15 protein-coding genes are annotated in these 15,431 nt (G+C 61.6%); 8 read left to right on the top strand and 7 right to left on the bottom strand.

From position 1 onward, the window contains the following. Both FZZ92_RS00400 and FZZ92_RS00395 read right to left on the bottom strand, forming a co-directional pair. Positions 1-672 carry a peptidylprolyl isomerase gene (locus FZZ92_RS00400; RefSeq protein WP_226422309.1) on the bottom strand — a complete coding sequence of 224 codons (672 nt, stop codon included), beginning with the start codon at positions 670-672 and terminating at the stop codon, positions 1-3. 4 nt (positions 673-676) lie between these two features. Further along, a complete protein-coding gene (locus tag FZZ92_RS00395; protein ID WP_115025401.1) occupies positions 677-1,213 on the bottom strand; it encodes a photosystem I assembly protein Ycf4 in 537 nt (178 codons plus the stop codon). Positions 1,214-1,401: 188 nt separating this feature from the next. Between FZZ92_RS00395 and psbD the strand changes: the two genes are divergently transcribed. From psbD to cysK, 5 genes are all read left to right on the top strand, one after another. Continuing rightward, positions 1,402-2,457 (top strand): photosystem II D2 protein (photosystem q(a) protein), encoded by a 1,056-nt coding sequence (gene psbD, locus FZZ92_RS00390; protein WP_166018486.1) that lies wholly within the window; start codon positions 1,402-1,404, stop codon positions 2,455-2,457. Continuing rightward, positions 2,441-3,829: a photosystem II reaction center protein CP43 gene (gene psbC, locus FZZ92_RS00385; protein ID WP_115022594.1), complete on the top strand. Its 1,389-nt coding sequence runs from the start codon at positions 2,441-2,443 to the stop codon at positions 3,827-3,829. Before psbD ends, psbC begins: the two co-directional genes overlap by 17 nt. Before the next feature lie 110 nt (positions 3,830-3,939). Then, positions 3,940-5,082, top strand: a complete 1,143-nt coding sequence (locus FZZ92_RS00380; protein ID WP_226422308.1) for a PLP-dependent aspartate aminotransferase family protein — start codon at positions 3,940-3,942, stop codon at positions 5,080-5,082. Further along, entirely contained in the window at positions 5,079-6,533 is a 1,455-nt protein-coding gene (locus FZZ92_RS00375) for a PLP-dependent transferase (RefSeq protein WP_226422307.1), read from the top strand. Before FZZ92_RS00380 ends, FZZ92_RS00375 begins: the two co-directional genes overlap by 4 nt. A gap of 100 nt (positions 6,534-6,633) precedes the next feature. Then, positions 6,634-7,620 (top strand): cysteine synthase A, encoded by a 987-nt coding sequence (gene cysK, locus FZZ92_RS00370; protein ID WP_226398720.1) that lies wholly within the window; start codon positions 6,634-6,636, stop codon positions 7,618-7,620. A 47-nt stretch (positions 7,621-7,667) separates the two neighbouring features. Here the strand turns inward: cysK and queA are convergent, their stop codons facing one another. The 5 genes from queA to lipB form a co-directional block, all read right to left on the bottom strand. Further along, complete coding sequence (gene queA / locus FZZ92_RS00365; protein ID WP_226398719.1) at positions 7,668-8,777, bottom strand: tRNA preQ1(34) S-adenosylmethionine ribosyltransferase-isomerase QueA; 1,110 nt, start codon at positions 8,775-8,777, stop codon at positions 7,668-7,670. Positions 8,778-8,789: 12 nt separating this feature from the next. Then, positions 8,790-10,121, bottom strand: a complete 1,332-nt coding sequence (locus tag FZZ92_RS00360) for a dihydrolipoamide acetyltransferase family protein (protein WP_226398718.1) — start codon at positions 10,119-10,121, stop codon at positions 8,790-8,792. Positions 10,122-10,177: 56 nt separating this feature from the next. Next, positions 10,178-10,621, bottom strand: coding sequence for a YlqD family protein (locus tag FZZ92_RS00355; protein ID WP_115022154.1), 444 nt, complete (start codon positions 10,619-10,621; stop codon positions 10,178-10,180). Between the two features lie 92 nt (positions 10,622-10,713). Next, positions 10,714-12,627: an AMP-binding protein gene (locus FZZ92_RS00350; protein WP_226422306.1), complete on the bottom strand. Its 1,914-nt coding sequence runs from the start codon at positions 12,625-12,627 to the stop codon at positions 10,714-10,716. A 28-nt stretch (positions 12,628-12,655) separates the two neighbouring features. Then, complete coding sequence (lipB, locus tag FZZ92_RS00345) at positions 12,656-13,354, bottom strand: lipoyl(octanoyl) transferase LipB (RefSeq protein WP_226398716.1); 699 nt, start codon at positions 13,352-13,354, stop codon at positions 12,656-12,658. Positions 13,355-13,365: 11 nt separating this feature from the next. Here lipB and hpf point away from each other — a divergent pair, with 11 nt between their 5' ends. From hpf to recO, 3 genes are read left to right on the top strand one after another with little or no spacing between them, the layout of a single operon-like run. Then, positions 13,366-13,953, top strand: a complete 588-nt coding sequence (gene hpf / locus FZZ92_RS00340; protein ID WP_226398715.1) for a ribosome hibernation-promoting factor, HPF/YfiA family — start codon at positions 13,366-13,368, stop codon at positions 13,951-13,953. A gap of 14 nt (positions 13,954-13,967) precedes the next feature. After that, entirely contained in the window at positions 13,968-14,648 is a 681-nt protein-coding gene (locus FZZ92_RS00335; RefSeq protein WP_226398714.1) for a 2-deoxyribose-5-phosphate aldolase, read from the top strand. Next, on the top strand, positions 14,649-15,422 hold the full coding sequence (gene recO / locus FZZ92_RS00330) for a DNA repair protein RecO (RefSeq protein ID WP_226398713.1): 774 nt from the start codon (positions 14,649-14,651) through the stop codon (positions 15,420-15,422). It abuts the gene before it with no gap. The last annotated feature ends 9 nt before the right edge of the window (positions 15,423-15,431 follow it).

Genomic DNA, 15,431 nt, shown 5'->3' with positions numbered 1-15,431 from the left:
TCACTCCTTTAGCGCTGCCTTAGTAATGCGATCTCCCTGCTGAATCGCATCCACCACATCCATGCCGTCCACGACACGGCCGAAGACGGCGTAACGACCATCCAGTTCCGGCAAGGGGCGCAAAGCGACATAAAACTGTGCACTAGCGGAATCCGGCGCCTGGGAACGGGCCATGGCCACGGCCCCCCGTTCATGGGTCAGCTCCAGACCATCCAGGTCAGCGGGATTGGTGCTGACCCTGCTGTATCGGGGCTGCGTCTCCGATCGAAACTTGATTTCGAGGGGGATCATCCGAGCTTGACCATTGGCGGGGTCAACAAAGCTGCCCGTTCCGAGCTGCCCCAAGGGAACGGATCGATCGCTGGATTGCGGATCCCCCCCTTGCACAACAAAGGGAACAGGCTCGCGAACAACACGATGAAACATCGTTCCGTCGTAGGTGCCGCGCCTCACCAGATCAACAAAATTTCCGGAGGTGAGCGGTGCAGCATCTCCGTTCACTTCAATCGTGAACTCGCCCTGGCTCGTCTGCATGGTGATGGTGGCCAGCCCCTGCAGACAGGCCGCCTGAGCATCAGCGCAGCCCGTCACGACGGAGGCACGCGGAGAGGGACTGCAACTCACCAGCAGAGGGATGAGAAACAGCAGCGTCCACAAACGAAAATGACGCATCGGATCAGAGCCCCTCGAGATTGACGCCAAGGAAGCGGGCCAACTCAGCACCGTCCTGCTCCAACTGCGCCAGAGGCAGCGGTTCGCCGACACGGGTAAGTGGCATGTCACGCCTTCCCTGAATTCTCAGGGCAACACGACGTCGAGCATTAAAGCCATCACGCACCTCGACTTTCACGGCCTTCACGTCCTTGAGAGGGATCTCCACCAGAACGGGCTTGCGGAAACCGCGACGGCTAATCGTCACCACACCGGCGTCCTTATCGAACCGGTTACTGCCACCGCCGACATTCACACCGATGACGTACCAGAGATAGGTGGCCAGCAACGCCGCAGCGAGGCTGTACAACCCCATGACCAGCCCCTGCGGCACAAACACCAAAGCAGCTGGATGGCCCAGAGGCAAGAGATCACGACCGAGATAACTCGACAGCGAAGCCAGAAGGAAGCCCACTCCGCCAATGGTGACGGCAGATGCCACCAGATAATTCGAGAGACGACGGGAGCCGAGCACGGTTTGCTCGAGCACTGCTGCGGACATGACCCAGCCAGAACGAAGCGCCATTGTGACCGCAGAAAGGCCCATGCGTCGAAATAGGAAAAAATCCCTAAGAAACAAAGCGATACGAGGGGTTTCAGCTCAGTGAATTCAGCCCCGCAGGACGCTTGAAGATTGTTAAGGTCGCGGCGTATCCCACAGCCTGCGGCTTTCCGCACCGTTCACCTCTCATGACGATCGCTGTAGGACGCGCGCCACAGCGGGGATGGTTCGACGTCCTCGATGACTGGCTCAAGCGCGACCGCTTCGTATTCATTGGCTGGTCTGGCATCCTTCTCCTTCCAACGGCCTACTTGGCCATTGGTGGCTGGCTGACCGGCACCACTTTCGTGACCTCCTGGTACACCCACGGCATTGCCTCCTCGTACCTGGAAGGTTGCAACTTCCTTACCGCTGCTGTGTCCACCCCCGCTGATGCGATGGGTCACAGCTTGCTTCTTCTCTGGGGCCCTGAAGCCCAAGGTGATTTTGTTCGCTGGTGTCAGCTCGGTGGTCTTTGGGCCTTCGTTGCCCTGCACGGCGCCTTCGCTTTGATCGGCTTCATGCTTCGCCAGTTCGAGATTGCTCGTCTGGTTGGCATCCGCCCTTACAACGCCATCGCCTTCTCCGGTCCGATTGCGGTGTTCGTCAGTGTCTTCCTGATGTATCCCCTCGGCCAGAGCAGCTGGTTCTTCGCGCCCTCCTTCGGTGTGGCAGCGATCTTCCGCTTCCTCCTCTTCCTCCAGGGCTTCCATAACTGGACCCTGAACCCCTTCCACATGATGGGCGTCGCCGGCATCCTCGGCGGTGCACTGCTCTGCGCCATTCACGGCGCCACCGTGGAAAACACCCTGTTTGAGGACGGCGAGCAGGCCAACACCTTCAAGGCGTTTGAGCCCACTCAGGAAGAAGAGACCTATTCCATGGTCACCGCCAACCGCTTCTGGAGCCAGATCTTCGGTATCGCCTTCTCCAACAAGCGCTGGCTGCACTTCTTCATGCTGTTCGTGCCTGTGATGGGCCTGTGGACCAGCTCCATCGGCATCATCGGCTTGGCCCTCAACCTGCGTGCCTATGACTTCGTGTCACAGGAAATCCGTGCTGCAGAAGATCCCGAATTTGAGACCTTCTACACCAAGAACATCCTTCTGAATGAAGGTCTGCGTGCCTGGATGGCACCGGCTGACCAGCCGCACGAAAACTTCGTCTTCCCTGAAGAGGTTCTGCCCCGTGGTAACGCTCTCTAATCCCGGTCTTGGCGCCACTGGCGGCAAAGACCTCTCCTCCACCGGGTATGCCTGGTGGTCTGGCAACGCCCGTCTGATCAACCTGTCAGGCCGTCTGCTTGGTGCCCATGTGGCCCACGCTGGTCTGATGGTGTTCTGGGCCGGCGCAATGATGCTGTTCGAGGTGAGTCACTTCACCTTCGACAAGCCCATGTATGAGCAGGGCTTCATCTGCATGCCCCACGTCGCCACCCTTGGCTATGGCGTGGGACCCGGCGGTGAGGTCACTGATCTCTTCCCCTTCTTCGTGGTCGGTGTTCTGCACCTGATCAGCTCCGCCGTGCTCGGTCTCGGCGGCCTCTATCACGCCCTGCGTGGTCCGGAGATTCTGGAGAACTACTCCTCCTTCTTCTCCCAGGACTGGCGTGACAAGAACCAGATGACCAACATCATTGGTTATCACCTGATCCTTCTGGGCGTCGGCTGCCTGCTGCTGGTCTTCAAGGCCATGTTCTTCGGCGGCGTCTACGACACTTGGGCCCCCGGCGGCGGTGACGTGCGCCTGATCACCAACCCGACTCTCGATCCGGGTGTGATCTTCGGCTACCTGTTCCGCGCCCCCTTCGGTGGCGAAGGCTGGATCATCGGTGTGAACTCCATGGAGGACATCATCGGTGGACACATCTGGCTCGGCCTGACTCTGATCTTCGGTGGTATCTGGCACGCCATCACCAAGCCCTTCGGTTGGGTGCGTCGCGCCTTCATCTGGAATGGTGAGGCCTACCTGAGCTACAGCCTCGGCGCGTTGAGCTTCATGAGCTTCATCGCCTCGGCTTACATCTGGTTCAACAACACCGCCTATCCCTCCGAGTTCTGGGGCCCCACAAACGCTGAGGCTTCCCAAGCTCAGAGTTTCACCTTCCTGGTGCGTGACCAGCGCCTCGGCGCCAACATCGGTTCCGCCATGGGCCCCACCGGCCTTGGTAAGTATCTGATGCGCTCACCAACGGGTGAAATCATCTTCGGTGGTGAAACCATGCGCTTCTGGGACTTCCGTGGTCCCTGGCTGGAGCCCCTGCGTGGCCCCAACGGTCTCAGCCTCGACAAGCTGCAGAACGACATTCAGCCCTGGCAGGTCCGCCGTGCCGCTGAATACATGACGCACGCCCCGAACGCCTCCCTGAACTCCGTGGGCGGCATCATCACCGAGCCCAACTCGGTGAACTATGTGAACCTCCGCCAGTGGCTGGGTGCAGCGCAGTTCGTGCTCGCCTTCTTCTTCCTGGTTGGTCACCTCTGGCACGCAGGCCGCGCTCGCGCTGCTGCTGCTGGCTTCGAGAAAGGCATCGACCGCAAGGCTGAGCCTGTGCTGGGCATGCCCGATCTCGACTGATCCACCGGTTCAATCCAAACGATCGTCAATTAACCCCCGCCTCACGGTGGGGGTTTTTTATTGGGCGGGGGGAGGCGATTTCTTAGCCTGTTCGGATCGACGGATCGTCCGTGAACACAGGTCTGAACACCCGCGTGATCCACCACGGCGACAGCTACGCGGACGACACCGGCACGGTGATGCCGCCAATCTTTCCCACCAGCACCTTCGCCCATGGCAACCCCGGTGGGTTTGATTACACCCGTTCCGGCAACCCCAACTTCCGCATCCTCGATGGGGTGCTCGCCTCGGTCGAGGGCTGCGCTCACGCCACCGTCTTCGCCTCCGGCGTCAGCGCTATTACCGCTGTGGTCTCCCAGCTAAAACAGAGCGATCTGGTGCTGTGCGAAGAGAACCTCTACGGCTGCACCGTGCGTCTGTTCGAACAGGTCTTCGCCAAGTTCGGGCTGAAAACCGCATGGGTGGACTTCACCCAGCCGGAAGCGCTGGAGGAGATCCAATCCCGCAAGCCCGCAATGGTGTGGCTAGAGAGTCCCACCAACCCGCTGCTCAAGGTGATCGACCTGGAGGCGGTCTGCGCCATCACCCAAACCCTTGGGATCCCCGTGGTGGTGGACAACACCTTTGCCACCGCCCTCGTTCAGCGCCCGCTGGATCTGGGCGCCACCCTCTCGCTCACCAGCACCACCAAATACATCAACGGCCACTCCGATGCCCTCGGCGGAGCCGTGTGCACCAACGATCCTGACTGGCACCAGAAGATGGTCTTCTCCCAAAAGGCATTGGGACTGCAACCCTCCCCCTTCGACTGCTGGCTGATCACCCGCGGCATCAAGACCCTGCCGCTGCGGCTCAAGCAGCAGATGGCCAATGCCGCTGCTCTCGCCGATCAACTGGCCCAGCACCCAGCGGTGAACTGGGTGCGCTACCCCCACCGCAGTGATCACCCTCAACATCAGGTGGCGACCCGTCAGATGACAGCCGGCGGCGCAATCGTCACCGCGAGCTTCAATGCCAGCCAGGAGCAGACCTATGCCCTCTGCAAGCAGCTGCGCTGGTTCACGATGGCCGAGAGCCTTGGAGGCATCGAGAGCCTGATCTGTCACCCCGCCACCATGACCCACGCCGCCGTGTCGGCTGAGATGAAAGCAAAGCTGGGAATCGACGACGGACTGGTGCGCTTCTCGGTGGGCTGTGAAGACCTCGCCGATCTGCAGGCTGACCTTCAACAGGCCCTGGAGCTGCTGGCGTGAGTCCCCGCAACCTGCTCAACGATCCGGCCTGGCAGGGCTGCGATCTTGGCCATCCTCTGCCGGACTCACCCCATGCGGTGTCCGTCGCGCTGCCGCGCTGGCGTGATGTTGTTGCCTACGAAGAGAATGATCCGGCCTGCCGCGATGCACTGAAGACCATCTATCCCCGCTTCGGGCTGCATCCACTGATCCGACAACTCACTCAACCGTCCGAGATTGCGGGCAGCACGGTCTGGCCCTACCCCACGGCTGCAGCAGCTCAGGCGGCCCTGGCCCACTGCCGCCGCAAGGCACCAGACAGCCGTTCTGAGTTGATTGCTATCGCGAGCGTCTCCTGCCTGCGCAGCGATGCATCGGCCACTCCCCACGCCAAAGCGTTCTGGCAGCACACCGGCCTTGGGCTCTCGTCCCGCCAGGCCGCGATCGCCCTGGATCAGGAAGCGCCTCCCACAAGCGAAGACGGCGAAGCCGCACGGCGTGCCATTCGACAACGCCTAGCCGACATCCACGACGTGGGGCCTGACCACATCAGCCTTCATCCCTCCGGCATGGCGGGGCTCCATGCAGCCCTCACTGCGGTGCAAAACCTGCGGCCAGGACGCAGCACACTGCAACTGGGCTTTCCTTACGTGGATGTGTTGAAGCAACCGCGGGTGGTCTTCCACGGCGGAGACCTGCTTCAACCGCAAGACATGGCGGACGTTGAAGCAGCGCTAGATCAACTGGAGCCTGCCGCCGTGATTGTGGAGCTTCCCAGCAACCCGCTCCTGCGCTGTGTTGATCTGCCTGCCGTATCGGCCTTGGCCCGCGTCCGCGGCATCCCTGTGATCGCCGACGACACGATTGGCACCGGAATCAACCTCAATGCCTTGCCCTATGCGGATCTGATCTTCACCTCCTTGACCAAAAGCTTTGCTGGGCGTGGTGATGTGATGGCTGGCAGCTTGTTGGTGTGTCCCCAGTCACCCTGGGCCAGGACATTGCTCACCGCCTGCACGACGGTGGCTGGGCTCGGCGATGCCGATGCCATTGCCTTGGAGGAAGCCAGCCGAGATGTAAAGGAACGGGCACCAAAGCTGGATGCCCACGCGCTCCTTCTCGCCGAACGGCTGAAAACCCATCCAGCCGTCGAACGGGTGCTTCATCCCAAAGACTGCCCCAATTTTCGAGCTCTGATGCGCAGCGGAGCGGGCTATGGCTGCCTGCTCTCGTTCGAACTGAAGCAAGGTCGTCAGCAGGCACAGGTGGTGTACGACGCTCTAAGCGTCAGTAAAGGGCCCAGTCTTGGCACCAATTTCACCTTGGCTTGCCCCTACACCCAGCTTGCCCACTACGACGAACTGGCCTGGGCCGAGCGCTGTGGCGTCGCCGCTGATTTACTCAGGGTGTCGGTGGGTTTAGAAGACCCTGACGAACTTTGGATGCGCTTTCAGCGAGCCTTGGATAGCTAAGAGTCCGGTGAGACTCTGAAAAAGCCCTTAACAACGGAGGGGGGAGCCGCTCAACATCATTAGTTTGTTTTCTTCGGGCCCCTCCTACAGCAGCAGCTCAATGTCCCGCATTTACGACGACAACAGCCAGGCCATCGGCAACACCCCGCTGGTGAAGCTGAACAACGTCACCAAAAATTGCAAGGCCACCGTGCTGGCCAAAATCGAGGGGCGCAACCCCGCGTACAGCGTCAAGTGCCGGATCGGCGCCAACATGATTTGGGACGCTGAAAAAAGCGGAAAGCTCACCAAAGGCAAGGTGATTGTTGAACCCACCTCCGGCAACACCGGCATCGCTCTGGCCTTCACTGCGGCTGCCCGGGGTTACAAGCTGATTCTGACGATGCCTGAATCGATGTCGATCGAGCGTCGTCGGGTCATGGCGGTTCTCGGCGCCGAACTGATCCTCACGGAAGCCGCCAAGGGCATGCCTGGCGCCATCGCCAAGGCCAAAGAAATCGCCGATAGCGACCCGGCCAAATACTTCATGCCTGGTCAATTCGACAATCCCGCCAACCCTGAAATCCACTTCAAGACCACTGGTCCGGAGATCTGGAACGATTGCGATGGCGCCATCGATGTGCTGGTGGCAGGCGTCGGCACGGGCGGCACAATCACCGGCGTCTCCCGCTACATCAAAAATGAAGCCGGAAAAGCCATCGAAGCTGTGGCCGTCGAACCGACCAACAGCCCGGTGATCACCCAGACCATGAACGGTGAGGACATCAAGCCCGGTCCCCACAAGATTCAAGGCATCGGCGCCGGCTTCATCCCCAAAAACCTCGATCTTTCCGTGGTCGACAAGGTGGAGCAGGTGACCAACGAGGAATCCGTCGCGATGGCCCTGCGCTTGGCCCAAGAGGAAGGGCTGCTAGTCGGCATCTCCTGCGGTGCTGCCGCCGCTGCGGCGATTCGTCTGGCCGAGAAAGATGAGTATGCCGGCAAAACCATCGTGGTGGTGCTGCCTGACCTGGCTGAGCGTTACCTCTCGTCTGTGATGTTCGCTGAGGTGCCGACCGGCATCATCGAGCAACCGGTGGCTGTCTGAGTTCACTCCGCACCACAAGCACCAGCCCCGTCAAGGACGGGGCTTTTTTATTGCGTTGCCAAGCCAGTGGGCGCCGCATGGGGCTGCACCGCCGCAGCATCAATCCACATGGCATCGCCATAGGAGAAAAAGCGATAGTTCCTCTCAATCGCTTCCGCATACAGCTTCAACAAGGTTTCCCGGCCGATGAGGGCACTCACCAACAGAAGCAAAGAGCTTTTGGGCAGATGAAAGTTGGTGAGCAAGGCTTGAATCACCTTGAACTGATAGCCGGGCTGAATCACCAGATCCACCGGCCCCGTATACGGCATCAGAACGCCGCCATGGGCCTGAGCGGCTCCCTCCAGAGCACGAACACTCGTGGTGCCCACGGCAATCACGCGACCCCGACAAGCCTGCACCGCTTTCACCACAGCGGGGCTGACATCGACCCATTCGCTGTGAAGCTCCAACGCGGTGAGATCTTCCGTTTCGACGGGACGAAAGGTGCCAAGGCCCACATGAAGGGTGATCCGAGCCAGGTCAACCCCTTTCTGCTGCAAGGCCTCCAAGAGCTCATCGCTGAAGTGCAGTCCAGCCGTCGGCGCAGCCACAGCCCCGGGACGATCGGCATAGCGAGTCTGATAACGCTGGCTGTCACTGGGATCGTGCCGTTCGATATAAGGCGGTAGAGGCACTTCGCCCACTTCATTCAGCAAACCCTCAATCGTTTCAGCATCGCTGCAATCACTTGGGAACTGAACCACCCGTCCACCGCTCGCTGGATCTTCAGCGAGCACCTTCAGACAGATCGAGGTTCCCTCAATCGTGAGGCTGTCTCCTGGCCGCATGCGCTTGGCGGGGCGCGCCAGACACAGCCAGCGTCCCTCCCCCCGCGGCTCAAGCACCAGCAATTCGGACAGCCCACCCCCGGAACGACGCACCGCCAGTCGCGCCTTCAGCACACGGGTGTCATTCACCACCAGCAGATCTCCGGGCCGCAGCTGCTCGAGCAGATCCCACACCGTGCCATGAGCTGCTGCCGTTGATGGCTCACCCTGGGGGGGAACCATCAACAACCGAGCACTGTGACGGGGCTCGACCGGTGCCTGGGCGATGCGCTCTGGCGGTAGAGGGTAGTCGTAGCTGCTGAGTTGATGGTCCCTGGGGTCAGGCACGCGGACGACCGATCAGAGCGCCAAGCTCTCCGGACGGGTCTCGATCAGTTCAGCGAGATCCTTCAGGAATGCAGCGCCATCGGCGCCGTAAATCACCCGGTGATCCGCCGTCAGGTTGACCTGCATCTGACGCTTGACGGCGATGGACCCGTCTTTGCCCGCCACCACCGTGGGCCGTGAGGCTGCAACAGCAAGGATGGCTCCCGTGCCTGGGGGAAGGATCGCGTCGAAGCGATCAACCCCGAACATGCCGAGATTGGAGAGGGTGAAGGTTCCCGTGGAATATTCCTCGGGCTGCAACTGCTTACTGCGGGAGCGCTTGACCAGATCGCCCCACTGACGCGACATCTCATAGAGGTCGGTGCGATCAGCGTTGCGCAGCACAGGTGTAATCAAGCCACCATCTTCCATCGCGACAGCCACGGCGACGTTGACCTCAGCGGGATAGGCCATGCCAGCCGCGGTCGTGGCGGCATTCACCTGAGGGTGACGCGCCAAGGTGACGGCCACCGCCTTGGCAAGCAACGCCGTCATCGTGACGCCCTTCGGCTTCACCTGTTTGTAAAAGGCATCCAGCTTGTCGGTGGTGATGGCGTAGCCGACGCGGAAGCAGGGAACCGCCAGGCTCGCCTCCATGTTTTTGTTCACCGCACCCTGCATGGTGTTGAAGGCCACGGTCTCGCCGGGCCGACCAAAGCTGTTTCCAGCGGGCGCAGCAGGGGCCGAGGATGCAGCCGCAGGCTGACCCGTAGCCGCAGGAGCGGAACCCTCCGCCACACGGGGGACAGAGATGGGCTGTCCAGAGGCTTGTTCAACGTCTTCGGCCTGAATCCGGCCATGGGGCCCGCTGCCACGCACCGTGGCCAAATCCACACCCATCTGGGACGCGAGCTTTTTGGCCCGGGGGCTCGCCACGATGCGGCCATCGTTCACAACCGGCGCCGACGGAGCAGGGGCGGCGATAGGTGCTGGAGCTGGAGCTGGAGCAGGCGCAGGAGTCGGAGCTGAAGCCTGAACCGCAGCTGGTGTGGGAGCCGGTGCAGGGGCTGGTGCAGCCGCAGGGGCGCTGGGAGCCTTGGCCTGCGCGTCAGCAATCTCGGCTTCGGTTTCGACAATCAGACCGATGGTTTCGCCCACCGGTGCCGTGCTGCCGGCAGGCATCAAGACGGCGGCGAGATAACCGTCCTGAAACGACTCAACGTCCATATCTGCTTTGTCGGACTCAACGACAAGGACAGACTCACCCCGAGCCACCTTGTCGCCGGGCTGTTTCAGCCATTCCACGATCTTCCCCTCCGTCATGGTGGAGCTGAGGGCAGGCATGAAGATGTCCGTGGTTGCCAAAACCGTCTCCGAAGGGGCAGATCAGGGGAGTTTACGAGTCAGCAGAAGGAAGCCGATCAGGCCTCCTCGATCGACTGAACAACGCCGTCCTTCACAACGATGGCCACCTGCATCTTCTGAACCAGGTTGTCGCCGACCTTGAGCTCACATGTGCTCTCCAGCTGCCCCTGCTCAACGATCTGATCCATGTCCAGTTCACGGACCTGGGCCTGCTGCTGAAGCAAGTTGCGCTTCTGCTCCTCCAGTTCGGCACGCTTGGCCGCCACCTGCTGTTGAATCTGCGCAACCTGATCCTGCACACGGGGATCCAGCGGATTGGCGCTCTGACGACGCACCTGATCCACGACGTCCTGACCCTCCTGTTCCAACTGCGCCAGCTGCTGGTCAGCAGTCGCAATACCGCTGCTGAGCTCGCGCTCTGCTTCCTCTTTCCAGGTGGGCGTCACCACGGCTCGGACGGTGATCGGACGCTTGATCGTCAAGGAGGTGCCGTCGGACATGGATTCTTGGGAGACGGCCAAAGCGTGTCAGCACTTCCGCGTGTGGTCAATCACCGGTAAACCGACCGCCTCACAAGCGTCTTAAGCCGCGTTCAACGTCCGTAGAGAGCATCGATCAAGTGCTGATCGCGGCTGGTGATGCGATCACGACGCTGCTTCAGGGTCTGGGTCAAAAGTCCGTTCTCGATGCTGAAGAGACTCACCAGCACCACCCCGGTCAAGCGCTCATCTCCCCGAGATCCAGCCCTCTGCTTCAGCAACCTGTTGCATTCGCGCATCAAGAGTTTGAGCAGGGCCGGTTCTCCAGGCTGGCCGCCCAGATCTTGAGCAACGGTCACTCCGGCTTCTGCCGCCCAGGCAAGGATCGCCTCCGCACGAGGCACGATCAAAGCACCGAGCTGGCGTTCGTCCTGACCCACCAACATCACCTGCTCGATGAGGGGGCTGGCCATCAAGGCCTCTTCCAATGGGCCTGGCTCGATGTTCTCGCCACTGCTCAACACGATGGTGTCCTTGGCCCTACCGGTGAGTGCCACGGAACCATCCGGCAGGAGCATGCCCAGATCACCGGTGTCGAACCAACCCTCTGCATCAAGAACTTTGGCGCTGGCCTCAGGCTTCCCGAGATAACCCGCCATCACCTGGGGACCCCGCACCATTACCCGACCCCGTTGCCGGAAGCCCAAAGGCTGACCGTTGTCGGGATCCACAATTCGGAATTCGGTCTGTGGCATGGGTAGCCCCGAACTGCCACGAATGTTGCGCCAAGGCCTCCTACAACTCACCACAGGGCTGGTTTCCGTAAGGCCGTAACCCACCAACAGTTCAATCCCCACGGCTTCAAAGAACGCATCGATGTGAGGAGCGATGGCACCGCCACCGCTGATCGGATAGGCAAGCTGACCACCACTGAGCTGCCGCCGCAGCTTGGGCCAGATCAGGGCCGAAGCCAGAGCATGCATGGGCCAGCGCAGCGCAGCAGAACCGAAGGCACGCAACCGTCCGGAGGCTGAAACCGGATCGAGCAGGAGGTTGCGAGCCGTTCGCATGGCGTTGCGCTGGGCAGCACTATTGGCCAACGCCGCCCGAAGCAAGCGCTGTCGAGACGGAGGGAAGGTCTTGAGCACATCCTCAAATCCGGCTTGAACTGCCTCCCACAGCCGGGGGACGGTGGCCATCGCAATCGGCCGGACCCGCGGCAGATCCTTCTTCAGTTGCTTGATGGTTGTGTAGGTCTGCGTACAACCGCAGGAGAGAAAGTAATAGCTGGCGCTGCGCTCGTAGGCATGCCAGATGGGCAGCACACTCAGCACCGGAGCACCGGGCTCGGGATAGGCCACGCAAGCCAGTGAGCTCATCTGATGCAGCAGGTTGGCGTGGGTCAATGGGACCCCCTTGGGCTGCCCGGTCGTCCCGGAGGTATACAAAACAGTTGCGACGGCCTCTCGCCCCCCAGCCGGGCGAACGGGATCACATCCAGCACCCGACGACAGGAACATTTCCCAGCCGATAGTCCCCTCGGCTGGCTCCCCTTCCAGCTGAAGCACAAAGCGCAACAGAGCCCGTTGTTCTGGGGGAAGGTCCAGACGACGCCACACGTCTGCGTTCTGAACAACCAGGGCTGTCGCCTGGCAATCCAGAAGGATGTAACGCAGCTCCTCCACTGGGGCAGAGGCACCGCGCACAGCATCAGCGGCGCCGGCACGCATCAAGCCTTGATCGGCCACAAGCCAGCGGGGGCTGTTCTCAGCAAAGAGAGCCACCACATCCCCTTCCTTGACGCCATGGCGCCGAAATGCAGCGGCGGCGGTGGCGATGCGCTCAGCCAGTTCGCCGAAATTAAAGCTTTCGGGATGAGCCGCATGGGGCGCATCCACGGCAGCAATGACCCCATAGCGGTCAGCGAGCCAGGGCCAAACCGCATCAACCCTTGGCAACGTCTGAACATGGGCGTGACGTTGCAGAGCATCCATCTCGCGGGCTATCGGGCTCCAGCTGGCCGTCATCCGATGCAGGGGTTCAAACAGCTCAGGTCTATCTCGCTTCGTCCTCCCAGACCAGACCGAAGCGATGGGCCAGTGCCTGCCGCAGCAGCGGCTGCACCTCAGCCATCGTTAGTCCCGGCAACCAGTCCGCCAGCCTTCCCACAGCACGACCGGTGAGACCACAGGGGGTGACCTGCTCAAACCCCTGCATCGCGCAATCCACGTTTAGGGCCAGGCCGTGCTGGGTGATCCAGCGGCGACAGCCAACACCGATGGCGGCGACTTTGCGGTTGTCTAACCAGAGGCCTGTCAATCCCGGCAAACGCTGACCCTCCAAGCCCAACTCCGACAGAACATCCAGCACGACCTGCTCCAGCTGACGCAAATACCAGTGCAAGTCGGGAGTGCGCCGCCGAAGGTCCAATACCGGATAGGCCACCAACTGACCGGGAAGGTGATGGGTGACCTCACCGCCCCGATCAATCCGGTAAAGGGGTGCGGGTGGATCGACAGGGTCAAAATGCAGGTGCTCCTCACTCGCGCCGCGGCCGAGGGTGTAGCAGGGCTCATGCTGAAGAATCCAGACCGCCTCGGGCGCCAACGAGTCAGCCAAAAGGCTGCTCTGCCAGCGCTGTTGCGCTGACCAAGCCGCATCGAACCGAACCGGATGATCGGGCTCGAAAAGAAATGCACGCTGGGGGTGGGCCGAATCGTGCGCCGTATCTAGCTTGCCGATGACAACCGGCACAGGAGCGAGGCATGAAGTTGCTGATCCATGGTCGCAACCTCGAGATCACGCCTGCATTGCGGGACTACACCCAAACCAAACTGGAGCGGGCAACAGCGCACTTCGATGGTGCTGTGCGGGAAGCGGACGTCCATCTCTCGGTAGCCCGCAACCCCCGCGTCCCGCAGCAGACTGCCGAAGTGACGGTCTTCGCCAACGGGACCGTAATCCGGGCCCAGGAACGCAGTGAAAACCTCTACGCCAGCATCGATCTGGCCGCTGGCAAACTCGCCCGCCAGCTGCGCCGCTGGAAGGAACGCCACAGCGATCACCACCACAGCCATGGCCACAGCGCCAGCCACACCCCCAGCACGGATGTCGTCAACGACGACATCCCGGTTGAGGAATCCCTGTTGCAGGGGCGACAGGCGGAACTGCCGGATCCGGGTGTCCGACGGAAATATTTCGCCATGCCACCGATGAGCCTGGACGACGCTCGTCGCCAGTTGGATCTCATCGACCACGACTTCTATCTCTTCCGCGAGAAGGACAGTGACCAACTGCAGGTGATCTATCGACGCAACCATGGAGGATATGGCGTGATTCAGGCTCGTGACTGACCGCTTGGCCCGCCATGGCTGATCCAGCCCAAGAGCTCCCCGACCTACCGCCAAGGCTTGATCAGGCGATCCTGGACCCGTTGCTGCCCCGAGACCAACTCCAAGCCCTTTCTGACTCCGGGGTGCAGGAGGGCGTGCGTGCCATCTGCACCACTCCGCGGCAGTTGCCGCTGCTGCGTGAGCGACTCGGGGGCACCGACTCGGGCCCTCGCCTGGTGGCCGCCATTGGCTTCCCGTTCGGTGCTATTCCAGCCAATCTCAAGCTGGCGGAAGCGGAGTGGTGCGCCGCCCATGGCGCCCAGGAGCTCGATGTCGTTCCAGACTTCCTTGCCTTGGCAAACGGCGATTCAGGAGCATTTGCCGAAGAGCTCTCGGCTCTCTGCGACCTGGGGCTTCCTGTGCGGACCATCCTCGACATGGCACGTCTTGAAACGGAACAACTGGAGCTGGCCGTGGAGGCCGCCATTGATGCAGGCGCTGCTGGTCTACAGACCGGAAACGGCTTTGGTCCGGCGTGTCATCCCGATCAGATCCGTCAGTTGAAGCAACTGAGCCGCAAACGCTGCGCGATCAAAGCAGCCGGTGGTATTCACAGCCTGAGCCATGTGGGTGAACTGTTGTTGGCGGGGGCCGATCTACTGGGCACCAGCAGCGCCCCTGCTCTGCTTCAGGCCCAACGCCGCCCCGCTGCCTAAATGGCAGAACGACGCCTCACAGGACTCGCCCTCAAGGTGGGACCCCTGGGCGAGCATGACCGCCTGCTGAGCCTGCTCAGTGATGGGGAAGGTGTCAGCCGCTTCGCCGTTCCCGGAGCGCGCCGGCCCAAGAGCAGTCTCGCTGCCGCGGCACCCCTCACCCTTTTGGAACTCCAAGTAGGAGGACGCAGTGGCCTGGCACGAGTGCGTCAACTGCGGGTTCTGCGCAGTTTCTCCGGTCTCGGACAACAGCTTGAAACCCTGGCTGCGGCGCAGGCTCTGTGTGATTTATGCCTTCAGCTGGCGGCGCAGGACCCCGTGGAAGGCTTGCTCGCCACGATGCAACTGCACCTGGAACGTCTCGAGAGCCACCGAGCCGAGCCTGAGCTGGTGCTGGCCGGCACGGTCCAGGCCTGCATCCATCTGCTCACCCTGGGCGGTTATGGATTGCCACTGCAAACCTGCTGCATAACGGGCAATCCCCTGGAACCACCACTGGGTCAGTGGGACTGGCGCTGCAGCCTGCTACCGCAGGACGGCTTTGCCATCGACGAGCAGCCTGGGGCGGCTATCCAGCTGAATCCCTCCGAACTAGCGCTGCTGCAGCGGCTGACCCGTGCCGATCTGCCCCGACGCCGTGACGGCAACCTGATGGGTCCACCGGCCGTGTGGCGTCGCCTGCTGAGCGTGGTCGACATCTGGAGCCGGACGCATCTCAACCGCCCGAGCAAAGCCCTGGCGATGCTGCGGGAGACGCTGCTGGCAGGTGCGTGAGCCATCATG

The organism is Synechococcus sp. MU1611, assembly GCF_020514255.1.
Taxonomy (GTDB): Bacteria; Cyanobacteriota; Cyanobacteriia; order PCC-6307; family Cyanobiaceae; genus Parasynechococcus.
This window is presented reverse-complemented; position numbering and strand designations above follow the sequence as displayed.

Excerpts from the sequence above, each read along its gene's own strand:
- FZZ92_RS00400 (WP_226422309.1), bottom strand. The coding sequence starts at position 672 with ATGCGTCATTTTCGTTTGTGGACGCTGCTGTTTCTCATCCCTCTGCTG.
- FZZ92_RS00395 (WP_115025401.1), bottom strand. The coding sequence starts at position 1,213 with ATGTCCGCAGCAGTGCTCGAGCAAACCGTGCTCGGCTCCCGTCGTCTC.
- psbD (WP_166018486.1), top strand. The coding sequence starts at position 1,402 with ATGACGATCGCTGTAGGACGCGCGCCACAGCGGGGATGGTTCGACGTC.
- cysK (WP_226398720.1), top strand. The coding sequence starts at position 6,634 with ATGTCCCGCATTTACGACGACAACAGCCAGGCCATCGGCAACACCCCG.
- FZZ92_RS00355 (WP_115022154.1), bottom strand. The coding sequence starts at position 10,621 with ATGTCCGACGGCACCTCCTTGACGATCAAGCGTCCGATCACCGTCCGA.
- FZZ92_RS00350 (WP_226422306.1), bottom strand. The coding sequence starts at position 12,627 with ATGACGGCCAGCTGGAGCCCGATAGCCCGCGAGATGGATGCTCTGCAA.
- hpf (WP_226398715.1), top strand. The coding sequence starts at position 13,366 with ATGAAGTTGCTGATCCATGGTCGCAACCTCGAGATCACGCCTGCATTG.
- FZZ92_RS00335 (WP_226398714.1), top strand. The coding sequence starts at position 13,968 with ATGGCTGATCCAGCCCAAGAGCTCCCCGACCTACCGCCAAGGCTTGAT.
- recO (WP_226398713.1), top strand. The coding sequence starts at position 14,649 with ATGGCAGAACGACGCCTCACAGGACTCGCCCTCAAGGTGGGACCCCTG.